Annotated in this window: 4 protein-coding genes and 1 pseudogene; 1 reads left to right on the top strand and 4 read right to left on the bottom strand. The window is 68.8% G+C overall.

The features are described 5' to 3' along the window. Together MSM1_RS14840 and MSM1_RS14835 are read right to left on the bottom strand one after the other, a co-directional pair. On the bottom strand, window positions 1-645 hold the full coding sequence (locus MSM1_RS14840; RefSeq protein WP_213443545.1) for a TetR/AcrR family transcriptional regulator: 645 nt from the start codon (window positions 643-645) through the stop codon (window positions 1-3). Continuing rightward, window positions 642-1,763 carry a nitronate monooxygenase family protein gene (locus MSM1_RS14835; RefSeq protein WP_213443544.1) on the bottom strand — a complete coding sequence of 374 codons (1,122 nt, stop codon included), beginning with the start codon at window positions 1,761-1,763 and terminating at the stop codon, window positions 642-644. The genes MSM1_RS14840 and MSM1_RS14835 overlap by 4 nt, the downstream gene beginning before the upstream one ends. 59 nt (window positions 1,764-1,822) lie before the next feature. On the opposite strand from MSM1_RS14835, the gene MSM1_RS14830 reads away from it, so the two are divergent. Next, complete coding sequence (locus tag MSM1_RS14830; RefSeq protein WP_213443543.1) at window positions 1,823-2,251, top strand: PaaI family thioesterase; 429 nt, start codon at window positions 1,823-1,825, stop codon at window positions 2,249-2,251. 66 nt (window positions 2,252-2,317) lie between these two features. On the opposite strand, the gene MSM1_RS14825 is transcribed toward MSM1_RS14830, so the two are convergent. Both MSM1_RS14825 and MSM1_RS14820 read right to left on the bottom strand, forming a co-directional pair. Further along, complete coding sequence (locus MSM1_RS14825; protein ID WP_213443542.1) at window positions 2,318-3,418, bottom strand: zinc-binding dehydrogenase; 1,101 nt, start codon at window positions 3,416-3,418, stop codon at window positions 2,318-2,320. Window positions 3,419-3,699: 281 nt separating this feature from the next. Continuing rightward, a pseudogene (locus MSM1_RS14820) lies at window positions 3,700-20,680 on the bottom strand (amino acid adenylation domain-containing protein); the annotation flags it as partial. Window positions 20,681-20,711: the final 31 nt, after the last annotated feature.

Here is a 20,711-nt window from a genome sequence, read left to right as displayed (position 1 = left end):
TCAACCTGGCCGTGGGCGCAACCCGTCGAGCACAAGCGACACAACGAAATCCGCGACCTGCCCCGCGGTGACACCGTCGTCGGTGGCAAGGCGCCGGTGCGCCAGCTGGCCGATGAGCGCCGCCAGCGTGTAGGCCACCATCCGGGGCGGGGCGGCCACCACCTCGCCGCGCTGTTGGGCGGCCACCACGAAGGCTTCGATGTCGTCGATGAACCGCTCGTAGATGCCGCCGAGGTGCTTTTCGAAGTGGTCACCGAGCGCGTAGGAGTCGCGGAACAGCAGCTTGACGGTCGCCTTGTCGGCTTCGAAGAACTCGAACGTCGCCTGCACGGCGGTGCGAAACGCCGCCATGCCGTCGGCGTCGTCGCGCACCGCGGCGAGCGCGGCCGCGACGTGCGCGCGCAGCGCCGCCTCCTCGACGGCCATCAACGCGTGGAACAGCTCGTCTTTCGAGTCGAAGTACCAATAAATCAAGCCGTAGGCCAACCCGGCCCGCTTGGCGATGTCGGCGATGGTGGTGGCGTGAAAACCCTTGCGGGCGAACACTTCTTTAGCCGCGACCAGGATCTGGCCGCGGCGCGCCGACTTGTCCTCGTCGCTGACCGCGCGACGGCGGCGCCGCGGGCGGTGCGGGGTGGCGGTCACCGCTGCACCAGCTGCTCGAGACGCCCGACGGTGTCGACGAGCTCCTCAACCATCTCGAGAACCACCGTGCGCGCCGGGCGTATTTTGTCCAGCGAGCCGACGACCTGGCCCACGAAGTAGGTGGCCAGGTCGCGGGCTTTGGCGCCGGGCCGGCTGGCGGCCTGGTGGATGCGCAGCTGCGGGTCGGCGATCAGCGCGCTCTGCAGCGGCATGCCCAGCGGGTCGGGGGCGTCGGGCCGGTCCCATTCGTCGGTCCAGGCGCTGCGCAGCATGCGAGCCGGTTTGCCGGTCAGCGACCGCGAGCGCACGGTATCCGAGGACGTGGCGGCCAAGAATTTCTCCTTGACCACCGGCGGCGTCTCGGCCTCCTCGGTGGTCAACCACACCGACCCGCACCACACGCCCTCGGCGCCCAGGGCCAGGGCCGCGGCGATCTGGCGGCCGCGGGCGATTCCGCCCGCGGCGAGAACGGGCGTCGGGGACACCGCATCGACGATCTCGGGGACCAGCACCATCGTCGCCACCTCGCCGGTGTGCCCACCCGCCTCGGTGCCCTGCGCGACGATCAGGTCGACCCCGGCGGCGGCGTGGCGCAGCGCGTGCTCTTTGGTGCCCGCCAGGGCGGCCACCAAAACGTCGTGGGCGTGAGCGCGTTCGACCAGGTCAGGTGGCGGCGGGCCGAGCGCGCTGGCGATCAGCCGGATGTCGTGGGCGAAGGCGACCTCCAGCAGCGGCTCATAGCCCTTGGGCGAAATGTTGAGCCGCGGGCCCGGAGACTCGGGCGCCGACCCGCGCGGGATGTCGTACCGGGCCAGCAGGTCGTCGACAAACGCCCGGTGTTTTTCGGGCAGCAGCGCCGTGACCTGCCGCGCGTCGATGCCGCCCCGCTCTGCACCCACATACTTCGGCGGCAGCAGCAGATCGACCCCGTAGGGCTTGCCGCCGGTCTGGTGTTCGATCCAGGTCAGCTCGGTCTGCAGGCGCTGCGGACTATGCGCGACGGCGCCGAGGATGCCGAAGCCGCCGGCTTTGGACACCGCGGCCACCACGTCGCGGCAGTGGCTGAACGCGCAGATCGGAAACTCCGCGCCGAGCATCTCGGCGACCCGGGTTCGCATCGCTTCGACGCTAACCCGCTATTGATTGACGTGTCAATCGGATGCGCTAGAGTGCGGCCATGGCTTTGACCGAAGAGCAGCAGCGCCAGCGCCGCCAGGCGGTGCGGGACTTGATGCCCACAACGCCGTTTCTGGCCGGGCTGGGCATCGTGGTCGAACGCTACGAGCCCGACGACGTCACCGTCCGGCTGCCGTTTCGGGAGGACCTGACCAACGACGGCGTCTATTTTCACGGCGGGGTGATCGCGTCGGTGATGGACACCGCCGGCGCGGCGGCGGCCTGGTCCAACCACGACTTCGACAAGGGGACGCGGGCCGCCACCGTCGCCATGAGCATCCAGTACACCGGCGCCGCCAAGCGCTGCGACCTGCGGTGTCACGCGCGCACCGTGCGCCGGCGCAAAGAACTCATCTTCACCGAGATCACCGCCACCGACGCCGAAGGCACCGTCGTCGCCCACGCCGTGCAGACCTATCGCATCGTGTGAGGGCCGTCGTGTGGGAGCGGTTCGGGGCGGCCGGTCGACCGGCAGCCCCGAACCGCGGGGGTGCGGTCACGGTGTGAGCACCGCGTGGACGGGCGGAACGCCGTCGCGCTCGCCGGCCATAGTGGCGAGCAGTTCCCCGGCGTCGTCGAGGCGTGCGCAGCGCCGCGGCAGGCTCTCGAAGGGGTAGCGTCGCGATGCCAGCAACTCCAGGGCCGCCCGATAGGCGACGACGTCCACGCCGAGGGCGCCGAGGATGCGCAGTTCCTTGAGCACGATGGTGTCGGGCGAGAACCCCGGTGCGCCGGCGCCGAAACCCCTGGTGCCGGCGACGACGACGGTCCCGGCGGGCCGGGCCAGTGCGATCGCCTGCGCGAATGCCGTGGGCGCCCTGGCAGTGACGTCGATGACGACGTCGGCAAGCCCGCCCGTCGCCGCCACCAGCGCCGCCACGGGATCCGCGTCGGCGACGTCGACGGCGAGGTCGGCCCCGAACCCGGCCGACAGCGCCAGCCTCTCGGCGTCTCGGGGACCCAGGCCGGTCACCATCACGAACCCGGCGCCGGCCTCCTTGGCCGCCGCGGCGGCGCACAGCCCCCGCACACCCGGTCCGAGCACCGCCACGACGTCACCGTGCTTGGTCCCGGGAATCGTTGCCCCCCAGCGGATTCCGGCACCTAGCGGGTTGAACAAGCTGGCTATGACGGCATCGAGCCCGGCGGGCACCGGCAGCACCATCGAGTCGGGTGCCAGGTATTGGTATTCGGCGTAGCCGCCCCACAACCCGGGTGGGCGCTCGACCGGAATGAACCCGTACATGTCGGCCAGGCCGTGACGTTCGCAGCGCCGGTACTCTCCCGCTTGGCAGTTGGCGCACCGCCGGCAGGACTGGAACACCTCGACGGCCACCCGGTCCCCGGCGGCCACCCCCCACCGCCGGGCGGCCCGCTCCCCGATGGCCTCGATAAGCCCGACCGTCTCGTGCCCGGGGATGAAGGCGAAACCCCCGGCCAGTGTCCCGGTGTATTCCTCGTGGTCGGTACCGCACAGCCCACAGGCCAGCACGCGGACCAACGCGTCGTCGTCGCCCACTACCGGCAGCGGAAATTCGCGCACGGTCAGCCGGCGTGGGGCCTCCAACACCAGGGCCCGCGCCACCGCTCGTGACATACCGGCACCCTACGCCTGTTGACTGATGGGTCAATCGATCCCTGGGCCGGCGGCCGGACATCGTCACGGGCTTACGCTGCGCGGGCCGTGTCAACTCAGCCTGGCCCCCGCGGGCGGCGGCCCGCCTCGCGGGGTCGCTGACCCGCTATGGCCGGCCTCGCGTGCAGAGGCGCCCCTATGGCCGGCGGCTGGTCGGCCTTAGCCGTCGGTCGGACCCATCATCCGGGCTTCTGCCACTGGGTCGGTGTGCCGTTCCACCTGCTGGCTCAAGCTTCTAACCGACGGAGCGTCGAATAACGTGCGCAGCGCCAAGTCGATGTCAAGGGCCGTGTTGATTGCGGCGATCGCCCGCAGTGCGGAAAGCGAATCCCCACCTAGGTCGAAGAAAGAATCGTCGACACTCACGCGATCGACTCCCAGGACCTCAGCGTAGATGCCGGCCAAGATCTGCTCCACCAGAGTCTTCGGAGCGCGGTATCCACCGCCGTTGTCGTGACGTGGGGCCGCCGACGGTGCCGCGTCGCCCGCCTGGGTCGACACTGCCCGATGTCCCCGTCCCGACTCCTGGGCGCGCCGGCCCCCGTCAAGCAGATCTGTCGACCGCAGCGGTCGTGATGGGTCCGCGGTCATAGCTTGCAACGCCTGCGTGAACCGCTCGACGAGCGCTTCGATGCTGGCTACGCCGAACACATCGGTGCGGAACTGAATGCGCAGCTCCAGTTCGTTGCCGGGAACGGCTTGCAGCGCAAGCGGGTAGTGGTAGTAGTCGCGGGCGTGGACCTCGGTGATGGTCAGCCCGTCGGCGCCCGCCAGCGCGGTGGTCTCAAGCGGGTAGTTCTCGTAGACCAATAGCGTGTCAAACAGCTGGTCCACACCGGTGATGCGGTGGATGTCGCTAAGCGCCAGATGCTGATGCTCCACGGTGTGGTTGTGGGCGCTTTGCAGCTGATGGAGCAGCTCCGCGGTGGTGGTTGTCGCGCTCAGGCGCGCCCGCACCGGCACCGTGTTGATCAACAAGCCCACCATCGACTCCGCGCCGGGCAGCTCGGCCGGGCGCCCCGAAACCGTGGTGCCAAACACCACATCCTGGCGACCGGTCAGCCCCATCAGCAGCTGCGCCCACCCGGCCTGCAGCACAATGTTGACCGTCGTGTGATGCGAGCGCGCCAGCTCACCGACCGCGCCGGTGAGCCCGGCCGCCAGCCGAAACGACACCACCCCCCGAGGACCGGCCCCCAAGCGATCCGGCGGGCCGACCAACGTGGGACCATCCACACCGGCGAGCAGCTCACCCCAGGCCGCGCGGGCGGCCGGTAGGTCACGCCCGGCCAGCCAGCCGACAAACCGGCGATACGCCACCGGCGGCGCCAACCGCTGCCCGTGATAGCTGGCAAAGATCTCCCCCAGCAGGATCTGCAGCGACCAGCCATCGAGCACGATGTGGTGATTGGTCAACACAAACCGGTGCCGGTGGTCTGCAAGACGAATCAACACCACCCGAAAGCCCGGCTGGTCGGCCAGGTCACAGACCGCGGCGCGCTCGGCGGCGCACACCGCCCGAATCTGCTCATCGACGTCGCCACCGGCGCGGCCATCAAGGTCGACATACCGCCACGGCAGCACCGGATCAGCCGGAACGATCTGCACCGGCTGATCAAACCGCGCGCTAAATCGGGCCAGCAGGTGCGGATGCCGGCCCACCACCGCGCGCACCGCGGCCCGCAGCCGATCCGGATCCAGCGGGCCGGCCACGGTAAGGCCCACCTGCACCGCATACACGTCATCACCGCCACCGCGGGCGGCGCTGGCATGAAACAACAACCCCCGCTGCAAGGGGGTCAGCGGCAACACATCGGCAACCGGGTGGAGCCGCTGCAACTCGTCGATCTGCTGTTGGCTAAGCCCGGCGAGCGCGATATCCGAGGGGGTCAACCCGCCCCCACCGGCCCGCACATGCGCGCAGATCCCGGCCAGGGCCTCAAACCACAACCGGGCCAGCCGGCTGATCTGCTCGCGGTCAAAAGCCGACGGCGCCCACGTCCAGCTAGCGTGCAAACACGGGCCGGCCTCCTCCTCAACGGTGACGGCGTTGAGCTCCACCGTGTGCGCCAACGGCACGGGGATAGCCATCGCCGCCCCCAGGGCCCCCACAGCCTCCCGGCCGATCCGCCACAACTCACCGCAGTCCCCCACCGCCGCGCCGCCTAGCCGACCCAGATAGTTAAACCCAATCAGTGGATCCGGCCCCTCGAGGCCAACCTCGGGATTCAAATACCGCAACACCCCATAGCTCAACGGGTGCGGCAGGGCGCGCAACTGCTCTTTGGCGTCTTTAACCACCGCCCCCAACGCCGCCTCCCCGGTCACCACCTGCGCCCACGACACCCCCGCCACACTCAACGCCACCGGGTATTTCGCGGTAAACCAGCCCACCGTGCGCGACAGATCCACATCGGCGGCCAGCTCCTCATAGCGCCCATGACCCTCCACATCGATACCGATCGGCCCCGCGGGATCACCCACAAACCGCGCCACCGCCAGCGCCAACGCGATCACCAAAATGTCTTGCACCCCGGCGTGAAACGCCGCGGGCACCTCAGCGAGCAACATGGCGGTGGCCTGCGCATCCAGCGACACCGACAAATGCCCCGCCGTGGCAAACGTATCCACCTGCGGGCGCACCGCCGGCACCACCGCCGCGGCCCCCACCACCTGCCGCCACACCCCCGCCTGGGCCACCACCTGCGGGCGGCGCGCATACTCCGCCAACAGCCCAGCCCACCGGGCAAACGAGGTCCCCCCCGCCGACAACACCACCGGCTGCCCACCGCGATGCTGCACCCAGGCGACGTTGAGATCCTCCAACAAAATCCGCCACGACACCCCATCCACGGCCAAATGGTGAATCATCACCACCAACTGACCCGTAGCGGCCACCCACAACGCGCTAAGCATCATCCCCGCCGCCGGATTCAACCCCGAACGCGCCTTCACCAGCGCCTCATCGGAAAGCACATCCACGGTCTGCAGCCGCCGGCCCGCATGCACCACACCGGCCTCAAGCACCGACAACGACCACCCCCCGGCGCCGTCATCACCCACCCGCAGGCGCAGCATGGCATGCCGATCCAGCAACGCCTGCAACAACACCACCACATCGGCCTCGGTCACCCCCGGCGGAGCCTGCAGCACCACCGTCTGGTTGAACTGCTCAACCGCGCCCCCCAAACCCCGCAGCCACCACATAATCGGGGTCGCCACCACGTGCGGGACGCCCTCATCAACCGCATGACCACGACCGATTGACACCGAAAGCAGCGGGGCCCGGTGCGCCACCCGGGCCAGCCGGGCCACGGTCTGCTCGACGAACACATCGCGCGGCCGGCATAGCAGACCGGCCGCGCGGGCCCGCGCCACCACCTGCATCGACAAAATGCTGTCCCCACCCAGCTCGAAAAACGAGTCATCCACACCGACCCGCTCCACACCCAGCACCTGGGCGTAGATGCCGGCCAAGATCTCCTCGGTGGGAGACGAGGGGGCCCGGTAACGCCCCGCGTCCCCGTAATCGGGGGCCGGCAAGGCCCGCTTATCCAGCTTGCCGTTGACCGTCAACGGCAAACTCGCCAACCCCACCACCGCCGCGGGCACCATATACCCCGGCAACCGCTCGGCCAACGCGGCGCGCACCCACCCCGCATCGGCCCCCCCGGTGATATAGGCCACCAGCCGCTTATCCCCCGGGCGGTCCTCACGGGCGATCACCACCGCCTGCTCCACCCCCGCCAACCCGGCCAACACCGCCTGCACCTCACCGGGCTCGATGCGATACCCCCGGATTTTGACCTGCTCATCGGCGCGGCCCACATAGCGCAACTGCCCATCAGCGCCCCAGCGCACCAAATCCCCGCTGCGATACATCCGCGCCCCCACCCCCCCAAACGGGCACGCCACAAACCGCGACGCCGTCAACCCCGCACGCCGCCAATAACCCACCCCCAAGCCCCCACCAGCCACATACAACTCCCCCACCACCCCCACCGGCACCGGGCGCAACCACCCATCCAGCACAAAAAACCCCAAATGCGCCAACGGCACCCCAATCGGGCTGACCGCGCCCCCCACATCCTCGGCGACGATCTCCCGAAACGAGGCATGCACCGTCGTCTCGGTGGTGCCATACATGTTGATCAGCCGCGGCAACCCCACATGCCGGCCCAGCCACACCCCCAGCCGATTGGGCTCTAACGCCTCCCCCCCAAACACCACCGTCTGCAGCTTAAGCTCACCACCCCGCTCGGGGGCCAACGCATCCGCGGCCTGCAACGCATAAAACGCCGACGGCGTCTGGCTTAACAAACTGACCTGCTCACCAACCAGCAGCGCATGGAAATCCTCTGGGGAGCGCACCGTCTCCTCGGGCACCACCACCAGCCGCCCCCCATGCAGCAGCGCCCCGAAAATCTCCCACACCGAAAAGTCGAACGCCAGGGAATGGCTTTGCGACCACACCTGCCCCGCCAGCCCCAACTCGGCGTCCAGCGACTCCAGCAACCCCAACACGTTGCGGTGGGTGATCGCCACCCCCTTCGGGGTGCCGGTGGTGCCCGAGGTGTAAATCAGATACGCGATGTCATCCGGGCCCGGCGCCGGCAGCGGGCCGCCCGGCTGGGCCGCCGCACCCGCATCCCCCACCTCGATCACCGCCAGCCCACAACCATCTAGCCGCGACCCCAACCCCGAGCCGGCCAACACCACCACCGGCGCCGCATCGGCCAGCATGAACCGCACACGCGCCCCCGGCAGCCCCGGGTCGATGGGCACATAGGCCGCCCCCGCCTTCAACACCCCCAAAATCGCCACAATCGCCTGCGCCGAGCGCTCCACCAGCAACCCCACACACGCCCCCGGGCCCACCCCCCGGCCCACCAGCGCCCACGCCAACCGATCCGAGGCCTCATCCAGCTGCCGATAGGTCATCACCTGCGCCCCACAACTAAGCGCCACCGCCTCCGGGGCCCGCCCCACCTGCGCGCCAAACACCACCGGAATCGACACCCCCGGCCCCACCGCGCCGGCCAACACCCCCGCATTGCCCCACCCCGCCAACCGGGCCCACTCCCCCCCATCAAGCACATCAACCGACGACACCCGCGCCCCCGGATCCGCGCTCATCACCCCCAACACCCGGCGCAGGCGCTCCACCAGCACCGCCACGCTCTCCGCGTCAAACACATCGGCGCGAAACTCCACCGCCCCAAAAATCCCGGCGGGCTGCCCATCGGGGCCGTAGCGCTCCGCCAGCGAAAACGTCAAATCCATGCGGGCGGTGCGGGTCTGCACCGGCAACTGGGTGACCCGCACATCCCCCAACCCCAGCCCGGCGGCAAACTCATCGTTTTGCCACGCCAACACCACCTGCACCAGCGGGTGATACGCCAGGCTGCGGGTGGGGTTGAGCCGCTCCACCAGCACCTCAAAGGGCACATCCTGGTGCTCAAAGGCCTCCAAGGCGCGCGCGCGCACCCGCCCCAGCAACTCCGCCACCGTGGGATCCCCACCCACATCCACCCGCAACACCAAGGTGTTGACGAAAAACCCCACCAACTCATCAAGCGCGGGATCACGCCGCCCGGCGATCGGGAACCCCACCGCCACATCGGTGCTGGCGCTCAGCTTGCCCAACAACAGCGCCAACGCGGCCTGCACCACCATAAAGCTGGTCGCGTTATGCTCCCGGGCCAGCCGGGCGATCCGCCGCTGCAGCTCCGCGGGCCACTCCACCGCCACCGAGGCGCCCCGATAATCCGCCACCGGCGGATAGGGCCGATCCGTGGGAAGATCCACCCGCTCCGGCATCCCCGCCAACACCCGCTGCCAATAGGCCACCTGCTCGGCGATGGGGCTGCCGGGCTCATCGAGATCCCCCAACCGCTCCCGCTGCCATAGCGTGTAATCGGCGTACTGCACCGCCAACGGCGCCCAATCCGGGGCCCGCCCCGCGCGCCGGCTGGCATAAGCCAGCCCCAAATCCCGCACCAGCGGGCCCACCGACCAGCCATCGGCGGCGATATGATGGATCACCACCACCAGCACATGCTCCTCGGCGCCCACCCGAAACACCCGCGCCCGCAACGGAATCTGCTGCTCTAAATCAAACGGCTGGGCCACCACCGCGTCGATGGCCTCCCCCAGGCGGGCCTCCGGCCAGCCCGCGGCATCCACCACACCCCACCCGAAATCGGCCCCCCCAGCCTCCACCACCAGCTGCCGGGGCGTGCCCCCCACCGCCGGAAACCGGGTCCGCAGGCTCTCATGACGGCCCACCACATCCCCCAGCGCCGCGCCCAACGCCCCCACATCCAGGCGCCCCTGCAGCCGCAACGCCACCGCCATGTGATACACCGCCGAGGGCCCCTGCAGCTGATCTAAAAACCACAACCGCGACTGGGCAAACGACAACGGCACCACCGCCGGGCGCTTCACGGCCACCACCGGCGCCACCGCGGCCCCCGCGCCCCCCACCCGCGACGCCAACCCCGCCACCGTGGGCGCCTCAAACACACTGCGCACCGAAAGCCCCGCGCCTAACCCACTATTGACCGCGGCGATCACCCGCATCGCCGACAACGAATCCCCACCCAAATCAAAAAACGAGTCATCCACACCGACCCGCTCCACACCCAGCACCTGGGCGTAGATGCCGGCCAAGATCTCCTCGGTGGGAGACGAGGGGGCCCGGTAACGCCCCGCGTCCCCGTAATCGGGGGCCGGCAAGGCCCGCTTATCCAGCTTGCCGTTGACCGTCAACGGCAAACTCGCCAACCCCACCACCGCCGCGGGCACCATATACCCCGGCAACCGCTCGGCCAACGCGGCGCGCACCCACCCCGCATCGGCCCCCCCGGTGATATAGGCCACCAGCCGCTTATCCCCCGGGCGGTCCTCACGGGCGATCACCACCGCCTGCTCCACCCCCGCCAACCCGGCCAACACCGCCTGCACCTCACCGGGCTCGATGCGATACCCCCGGATTTTGACCTGCTCATCGGCGCGGCCCACATAGCGCAGCTGCCCATCAGCGCCCCAGCGCACCAAATCCCCGCTGCGATACATCCGCGCCCCCACCCCCCCAAACGGGCAGGCCACAAACCGCGACGCCGTCAACCCCGCACGCCGCCAATAACCCACCCCCAAGCCCCCACCAGCCACATACAACTCCCCCACCACCCCCACCGGCACCGGGCGCAACCACCCATCCAGCACAAACAACGCCGCCCCCGCCACCGGCGAACCAATCGGCACCACACCCGACCCGGCCGCCAACGGGGCGCTGATCGCCGCATACACCGTGGTCTCGGTGGGCCCGTAGGCGTTGCGCATCACCCGCCCCGGCGCCCAGCGATCCACCACCTCAACCGGGCACGCCTCCCCGGCCACCACCAGCGTCACCGACTCCAACCCCTCCGGGGACAACATCCCCACCGCCGAGGGCGTCTGCGTCAGCACACCGACCCGCTCACCAACCAGCAGCGCATGAAAATCCTGCGGGGAGCCCACCGTCTCCTCGGGCACCACCACCAGCCGCCCCCCATGCAGCAGCGCCCCGAAAATCTCCCACACCGAAACATCAAAACTATACGAATGCCACTGCGACCACACCTGCCCCGCCAGCCCCAACTCGCCGTCCAGCGACTCCAGCAACCCCAACACGTTGCGGTGGGTGATCGCCACCCCCTTCGGGGTGCCGGTGGTGCCCGAGGTGTAAATCAGATACGCGATGTCATCCGGGCCCGGCGCCGGCAGCGGGCCGCCCGGCTGGGCCGCCGCACCCGCATCCCCCACCTCGATCACCGCCAGCCCACAACCATCTAGCCGCGACCCCAACCCCGAGCCAGCCAACACCACCACCGGCGCCGCATCGGCCAGCATGAACCGCACACGCGCCCCCGGCAGCCCCGGGTCGATGGGCACATAGGCCGCCCCCGCCTTCAACACCCCCAAAATCGCCACAATCGCCTGCGCCGAGCGCTCCACCAGCAACCCCACACACGCCCCCGGGCCCACCCCCCGGCCCACCAGCGCCCACGCCAACCGATCCGAGGCCTCATCCAGCTGCCGATAGGTCATCACCTGCGCCCCACAACTAAGCGCCACCGCCTCCGGGGCCCGCCCCACCTGCGCGCCAAACACCACCGGAATCGACACCCCCGGCCCCACCGCGCCGGCCAACACCCCCGCATTGCCCCACCCCGCCAACCGGGCCCACTCCCCCCCATCAAGCACATCAACCGACGACACCCGCGCCCCCGGATCCGCGCTCATCACCCCCAACACCCGGCGCAGGCGCTCCACCAGCACCGCCACGCTCTCCGCGTCAAACACATCGGCGCGAAACTCCACCGCCCCAAAAATCCCGGCGGGCTGCCCATCGGGGCCGTAGCGCTCCGCCAGCGAAAACGTCAAATCCATGCGGGCGGTGCGGGTCTGCACCGGCAACTGGGTGACCCGCACATCCCCCAACCCCAGCCCGGCGGCAAACTCATCGTTTTGCCACGCCAACACCACCTGCACCAGCGGGTGATGCGCCAGGCTGCGGGTGGGGTTGAGCCGCTCCACCAGCACCTCAAAGGGCACATCCTGGTGCTCAAAGGCCTCCAAGGCGCGCGCGCGCACCCGCCCCAGCAACTCCGCCACCGTGGGATCCCCACCCACATCCACCCGCAACACCAAGGTGTTGACGAAAAACCCCACCAACTCATCAAGCGCGGGATCACGCCGCCCGGCGATCGGGAACCCCACCGCCACATCGGTGCTGGCGCTCAGCTTGCCCAACAACAGCGCCAACGCGGCCTGCACCACCATAAAGCTGGTCGCGTTATGCTCCCGGGCCAGCCGAGCGATCCGCCGCTGCAGCTCCGCGGGCCACTCCACCGCCACCGAGGCGCCCCGATAATCCGCCACCGGCGGATAGGGCCGATCCGTGGGAAGATCCACCCGCTCCGGCATCCCCGCCAACACCCGCTGCCAATAGGCCACCTGCTCGGCGATGGGGCTGCCGGGCTCATCGAGATCCCCCAACCGCTCCCGCTGCCATAGCGTGTAATCGGCGTACTGCACCGCCAACGGCGCCCAATCCGGGGCCCGCCCCGCGCGCCGGCTGGCATAAGCCAGCCCCAAATCCCGCACCAGCGGGCCCACCGACCAGCCATCGGCGGCGATATGGTGGATCACCACCACCAGCACATGCTCCTCGGCGCCCACCCGAAACACCCGCGCCCGCAACGGAATCTGCTGCTCTAAATCAAACGGCTGGGCCACCACCGCGTCGATGGCCTCCCCCAGGCGGGCCTCCGGCCAGCCCGCGGCATCCACCACACCCCACCCGAAATCGGCCCCCCCAGCCTCCACCACCAGCTGCCGGGGCGTGCCCCCCACCGCCGGAAACCGGGTCCGCAGGCTCTCATGACGGCCCACCACATCCCCCAGCGCCGCGCCCAACGCCCCCACATCCAGGCGCCCCTGCAGCCGCAACGCCACCGCCATGTGATACACCGCCGAGGGCCCCTGCAGCTGATCTAAAAACCACAACCGCGACTGGGCAAACGACAACGGCATCACCGCCGGGCGCTTCACGGCCACCACCGGCGCCACCGCGGCCCCCGCGCCCCCCACCCGCGACGCCAACCCCGCCACCGTGGGCGCCTCAAACACACTGCGCACCGAAAGCCCCGCGCCCAACCCACTATTGACCGCGGCGATCACCCGCATCGCCGACAACGAATCCCCACCCAAATCAAAAAACGAGTCATCCACACCGACCCGCTCCACACCCAGCACCTGGGCGTAGATGCCGGCCAAGATCTCCTCGGTGGGAGACGAGGGGGCCCGGTAACGCCCCGCGTCCCCGTAATCGGGGGCCGGCAAGGCCCGCTTATCCAGCTTGCCGTTGACCGTCAACGGCAAACTCGCCAACCCCACCACCGCCGCGGGCACCATATACCCCGGCAACCGCTCGGCCAACGCGGCGCGCACCCACCCCGCATCGGCCCCCCCGGTGATATAGGCCACCAGCCGCTTATCCCCCGGGCGGTCCTCACGGGCGATCACCACCGCCTGCTCCACCCCCGCCAACCCGGCCAACACCGCCTGCACCTCACCGGGCTCGATGCGATACCCCCGGATTTTGACCTGCTCATCGGCGCGGCCCACATAGCGCAGCTGCCCATCAGCGCCCCAGCGCACCAAATCCCCGCTGCGATACATCCGCGCCCCCACCCCCCCAAACGGGCACGCCACAAACCGCGACGCCGTCAACCCCGCACGCCGCCAATAACCCACCCCCAAGCCCCCACCAGCCACATACAACTCCCCCACCACCCCCACCGGCACCGGGCGCAACCACCCATCCAGCACAAAAAACCCCAAATGCGCCAACGGCACCCCAATCGGGCTGACCGCGCCCCCCACATCCTCGGCGACGATCTCCCGAAACGAGGCATGCACCGTCGTCTCGGTGGTGCCATACATGTTGACCAGCCGCGGCAACCCCACATGCCGGCCCAGCCACACCCCCAGCCGATTGGGCTCTAACGCCTCCCCCCCAAACACCACCGTCTGCAGCTTAAGCTCACCACCCCGCTCGGGGGCCAACGCATCCGCGGCCTGCAACGCATAAAACGCCGACGGCGTCTGGCTTAACAAACTGACCTGCTCACCAACCAGCAGCGCATGAAAATCCTGCGGGGAGCGCACCGTCTCCTCGGGCACCACCACCAGCCGCCCCCCATGCAGCAGCGCCCCGAAAATCTCCCACACCGAAACATCAAAACTATACGAATGCCACTGCGACCACACCTGCCCCGCCAACCCCAACTCGGCGTCCAGCGACTCCAGCAACCCCAACACGTTGCGGTGGGTGATCGCCACCCCCTTCGGGGTGCCGGTGGTGCCCGAGGTGTAAATCAGATACGCGATGTCATCCGGGCCCGGCGCCGGCAGCGGGCCGCCCGGCTGGGCCGCCGCACCCGCATCCCCCACCTCGATCACCGCCAGCCCACAACCATCTAGCCGCGACCCCAACCCCGAGCCAGCCAACACCACCACCGGCGCCGCATCGGCCAGCATGAACCGCACACGCGCCCCCGGCAGCCCCGGGTCGATGGGCACATAGGCCGCCCCCGCCTTCAACACCCCCAAAATCGCCACAATCGCCTGCGCCGAGCGCTCCACCAGCAACCCCACACACGCCCCCGGGCCCACCCCCCGGCCCACCAGCGCCCACGCCAACCGATCCGAGGCCTCATCCAGCTGCCGATAGGTCATCACCTGCGCCCCACAACTAAGCGCCACCGCCTCCGGGGCCCGCCCCACCTGCGCGCCAAACACCACCGGAATCGACACCCCCGGCCCCACCGCGCCGGCCAACACCCCCGCATTGCCCCACCCCGCCAACCGGGCCCACTCCCCCCCATCAAGCACATCAACCGACGACACCCGCGCCCCCGGATCCGCGCTCATCACCCCCAACAGCGTCTCGAACCGTTTGATGAGGGTGTGGATGCCGTCCGCCTCAAACACCTCGGTGTCGTATTCGACGCGCAGCTCCAGTTCGTTGCCGGGAACGGCTTGCAGGGCAAGCGGGTAGTGGTTGTATTCGTGGGCGTGGACCTCGGTGATGGTCAGCCCGTCGACGCCCGCCAGCGCGGTGGTCTCAAGCGGGTAGTTCTCGTAGACCAATAGCGTGTCAAACAGCTGGTCCACACCGGTGATGCGGTGGATGTCGCTAAGCGCCAGATGCTGATGCTCCACGGTGTGGTTGTGGGCGCTTTGCAGCTGATGGAGCAGCTCCGCGGTGGTGGTTGTCGCGCTCAGGCGCGCCCGCACCGGCACCGTGTTGATCAACAAGCCCACCATCGACTCCGCGCCGGGCAGCTCGGCCGGGCGCCCCGAAACCGTGGTGCCAAACACCACATCCTGGCGACCGGTCAGCCCCATCAGCAGCTGCGCCCACCCGGCCTGCAGCACAATGTTGACCGTCGTGTGATGCGAGCGCGCCAGCTCACCGACCGCGCCGGTGAGCCCGGCCGCCAGCCGAAACGACACCACCCCCCGAGGACCGGCCCCCAAGCGATCCGGCGGGCCGACCAACGTGGGGCCATCCACACCGGCGAGCAGCTCACCCCAGGCCGCGCGGGCGGCCGGTAGGTCACGCCCGGCCAGCCAGCCGACAAACCGGCGATACGCCACCGGCGGCGCCAACCGCTGCCCGTGATAGCTGGCAAAGATCTCCCCCAGCAGGATCTGCAGCGACCAGCCATCGAGCACGATGTGGTGATTGGTCAACACAAACCGGTGCCGGTGGTCTGCAAGACGAATCAACACCACCCGAAAGCCCGGCTGGTCGGCCAGGTCACAGACCGCGGCGCGCTCGGCGGCGCACACCGCCCGAATCTGCTCATCGACGTCGCCACCGGCGCGGCCATCAAGGTCGACATACCGCCACGGCAGCACCGGATCAGCCGGAACGATCTGCACCGGCTGATCAAACCGCGCGCTAAATCGGGCCAGCAGGTGCGGATGCCGGCCCACCACCGCGCGCACCGCGGCCCGCAGCCGATCCGGATCCAGCGGGCCGGCCACGGTAAGGCCCACCTGCACCGCATACACGTCATCACCGCCACCGCGGGCGGCGCTGGCATGAAACAACAACCCCCGCTGCAAGGGGGTCAGCGGCAAAATGTCAGCGATCTGCATAGAGCTGCTGCAACTCGTCGATCTGCTGTTGGCTAAGCCCGGCGAGCGCGATATCCGAGGGGGTCAACCCGCCCCCACCGGCCCGCACATGCGCGCAGATCCCGGCCAGGGCCTCAAACCACAACCGGGCCAGCCGGCTGATCTGCTCGCGGTCAAAAGCCGACGGCGCCCACGTCCAGCTAGCGTGCAAACACGGGCCGGCCTCCTCCTCAACGGTGACGGCGTTGAGCTCCACCGTGTGCGCCAACGGCACGGGAATAGCCATCGCCGCCCCCAGGGCCCCCACAGCCTCCCGGCCGATCCGCCACAACTCACCGCAGTCCCCCACCGCCGCGCCGCCTAGCCGACCCAGATAGTTAAACCCAATCAGTGGATCCGGCCCCTCGAGGCCAACCTCGGGATTCAAATACCGCAACACCCCATAGCTCAACGGGTGCGGCAGGGCGCGCAACTGCTCTTTGGCGTCTTTAACCACCGCCCCCAACGCCGCCTCCCCGGTCACCACCTGCGCCCACGACACCCCCGCCACACTCAACGCCACCGGGTATTTCGCGGTAAACCAGCCCACCGTGCGCGACAGATCCACATCGGCGGCCAGCTCCTCATAGCGCCCATGACCCTCCACATCGATACCGATCGGCCCCGCGGGATCACCCACAAACCGCGCCACCGCCAGCGCCAACGCGATCACCAAAATGTCTTGCACCCCGGCGTGAAACGCCGCGGGCACCTCAGCGAGCAACATGGCGGTGGCCTGCGCATCCAGCGACACCGACAAATGCCCCGCCGTGGCAAACGTATCCACCTGCGGGCGCACCGCCGGCACCACCGCCGCGGCCCCCACCACCTGCCGCCACACCCCCGCCTGGGCCACCACCTGCGGGCGGCGCGCATACTCCGCCAACAGCCCAGCCCACCGGGCAAACGAGGTCCCCCCCGCCGACAACACCACCGGCTGCCCACCGCGATGCTGCACCCAGGCGACGTTGAGATCCTCCAACAAAATCCGCCACGACACCCCATCCACGGCCAAATGGTGAATCATCACCACCAACTGACCCGTAGCGGCCACCCACAACGCGCTAAGCATCATCCCCGCCGCCGGATTCAACCCCGAACGCGCCTTCACCAGCGCCTCATCGGAGAGCACATCCACCGATCGCAGGCAACTACCGGCGTCCACCGACCCAGCCTCGGGCACTCCTAACGACCACCCCCCGGCGCCGTCATCACCCACCCGCAGGCGCAGCATGGCATGCCGATCCAGCAACGCCTGCAACAACACCACCACATCGGCCTCGGTCACCCCCGGCGGAGCCTGCAGCACCACCGTCTGGTTGAACTGCTCAACCGCGCCCCCCAAACCCCGCAGCCACCACATAATCGGGGTCGCCATGACCGGTCCAACTCCCTCATCGACGCGGTCACCCTCGCCGTCGGCGATCCTGGCTACTCGGGCCAGCCCGGCCACGGTCTGCTCGACGAGAACATCGCGCGGCCGGCACAGCAGACCGGCCGCGCGGGCCCGCGCCACCACCTGCATCGACAAAATGCTGTCCCCACCCAGCTCGAAAAACGAGTCATCCACACCGACCCGCTCCACACCCAGCACCTGGGCGTAGATGCCGGCCAAGATCTCCTCGGTGGGAGACGAGGGGGCCCGGTAACGCCCCGCGTCCCCGTAATCGGGGGCCGGCAAGGCCCGCTTATCCAGCTTGCCGTTGACCGTCAACGGCAAACTCGCCAACCCCACCACCGCCGCGGGCACCATATACCCCGGCAACCGCTCGGCCAACGCGGCGCGCACCCACCCCGCATCGGCCCCCCCGGTGATATAGGCCACCAGCCGCTTATCCCCCGGGCGGTCCTCACGGGCGATCACCACCGCCTGCTCCACCCCCGCCAACCCGGCCAACACCGCCTGCACCTCACCGGGCTCGATGCGATACCCCCGGATTTTGACCTGCTCATCGGCGCGGCCCACATAGCGCAGCTGCCCATCAGCGCCCCAGCGCACCAAATCCCCGCTGCGATACATCCGCGCCCCCACCCCCCCAAACGGGCAGGCCACAAACCGCGACGCCGTCAACCCCGCACGCCGCCAATAACCCACCCCCAAGCCCCCACCAGCCACATACAACTCCCCCACCACCCCCACCGGCACCGGGCGCAACCACCCATCCAGCACAAACAACGCCGCCCCCGCCACCGGCACCAATCGGCACCACAGCCGACCCGGCCGCCAACGGGGCGCTGATCGCCGCACACACCGTGGTCTCGGTGGGCCCGTAGGCGTTGCGCATCACCCGCCCCGGCGCCCAGCGATCCACCACCTCAACCGGGCACGCCTCCCCGGCCACCACCAGCGTCACCGACTCCAACCCCTCCGGGGACAACATCCCCACCGCCGAGGGCGTCTGCGTCAACACACCGACCCGCTCACCAACCAGCAGCGCATGAAAATCCTGCGGGGAGCCCACCGTCTCCTCGGGCACCACCACCAGCCGCCCCCCATGCAGCAGCGCCCCGAAAATCTCCCACACCGAAACATCAAACTAACGAATGCCACTGCGACCACACCTGCCCCGCCAGCCCCAACTCGGCGTCCAGCGACTCCATCAACTGGGTCACGCTGCGGTGGGTGATCGCCACCCCCTTCGGGGTGCCGGTGGTGCCCGAGGTGTAAATCAGATACGCGATGTCATCCGGGCCCAGCGCCGGCAGCGGGCCGCCCGGCTGGGCCGCCGCACCCGCATCCCCCACCTCGAGCACCGCCAGCCCACAACCATCTAGCCGCGACCCCAACCCCGAGCCAGCCAACACCACCACCGGCGCCGCATCGGCCAGCATGAACCGCACACGCGCCCCCGGCAGCCCCGGGTCGATGGGCACATAGGCCGCCCCCGCCTTCAACACCCCCAAAATCGCCACAATCGCCTGCGCCGAGCGCTCCACCAGCAACCCCACACACGCCCCCGGGCCCACCCCCCGGCCCACCAGCGCCCACGCCAACCGATCCGAGGCCTCATCCAGCTGCCGATAGGTCATCACCTGCGCCCCACAACTAAGCGCCACCGCCTCCGGGGCCCGCCCCACCTGCGCGCCAAACACCACCGGAATCGACACCCCCGGCCCCACCGCGCCGGCCAACACCCCCGCATTGCCCCACCCCGCCAACCGGGCCCACTCCCCCCCATCAAGCACATCAACCGACGACACCCGCGCCCCCGGATCCGCGCTCATCACCCCCAACACCCGGCGCAGGCGCTCCACCAGATCGGCGGGGTCGAAATTCGAAAAAGGCTGCCCCGCACCGGCCGTGCTGAGAAAAAGCTGGTTACCGGCGCCGGAGAAGATCAACCCAAAGCCGCCCACGGGGCCGATGTTGGTAAAAGACACGTGGGCCGGAACACCGCCAAAGTCCAGATTAAACGCGGCAGGGAGGAAATTCACACGTACTCTCTCGGCCGGTTTTCCCGGATCATGAAGGCCGGATTTGCGCTCGAGCGCTTGCACCGGAAACCTCTGATGCTCCAACACTTCCCGTATTCGGGCGTCAACATGCTTGCAAAACCCGGCGACTGTAGATTCTGGTGTAACCCTCAGTGGCAGTGGAACAATTCCGGCAACCATCCCGGGTATCGTCTTCGCCTCCGGGCGGACTCTCCTGGTGACCGGGAAGTCGAGCACCACCTCCGGGCCGTCAGCGCGCCAGCTGCGCACTAAAAGTGCGCACGCCGCGACGATGACCGATGATCGAGGCACGTTCCAGAAGTGGCAGAGCTCGTCGACTTGACGCAGGATTGCCGCGTCCAATTCAACGGGCTCGGAAACCTGATCCGGATCACGCTCTGCGGCTGCGTCGGGCAACCGATGATGATCCGCCCCGCTTGTCGATGGAAGTTTCCTGGTCCAATAGTCCTGGTCTTCCAGATACTGTTCAGACCTTTCGTATTCTAACTCGCAGTCAACCAAATCCCGCAACGATCCGAAGAAGGCTGGAGGAACAGGCGCGCCGGAAACGATTGCCGAGTAGACAGATGCAATCCGATGGCCGATCAGTAGAATCCCGGTCGCGTCAATAACGATGTGATGAGCACATGCGAACAAATAGAATTCGTCGTGCCGCGCCCGAAACAGCGCAAATTTGAATAGCGGGCCACTGAACGGCATGGGTGCGAGCCGGATCGATGAGGCTATCCCGCGGGCTTCCTGTTCGGGATCGGCCGCGCCGCTCACGTCATAGCAGGCCAGCTCGACATCCGGGTCATCGATCACCCGTTGGACAAGGTGCCCATCCACCTCGATGATGGCGGCCCGTAGCGGCTCGGCCTCCTGCACCGTACGGCGGATCGCCCACTCGAGGGCATCACGGTCGACGGCGCCCGCAATTCTTACGAATACGCCAAGCTGCCACTCGATGCCAGATTGGCGCGTTTCCTGGGCAAGCCATATGTCTAACTGCGCACGAGTGAGCGGAAGGCAGTGTTGGTCATCAAGCTCCATCCATCTTCCCCAAAGACTCCCCCAGCCCCCA

Origin of the sequence: Mycobacterium sp. SM1, assembly GCF_018361265.1 — a bacterium.
Lineage (GTDB): Bacteria > Actinomycetota > Actinomycetes > Mycobacteriales > Mycobacteriaceae > Mycobacterium.
Note: the sequence above shows the minus strand (reverse complement) of the source record. Positions and strands in the feature narration are given on the sequence as shown.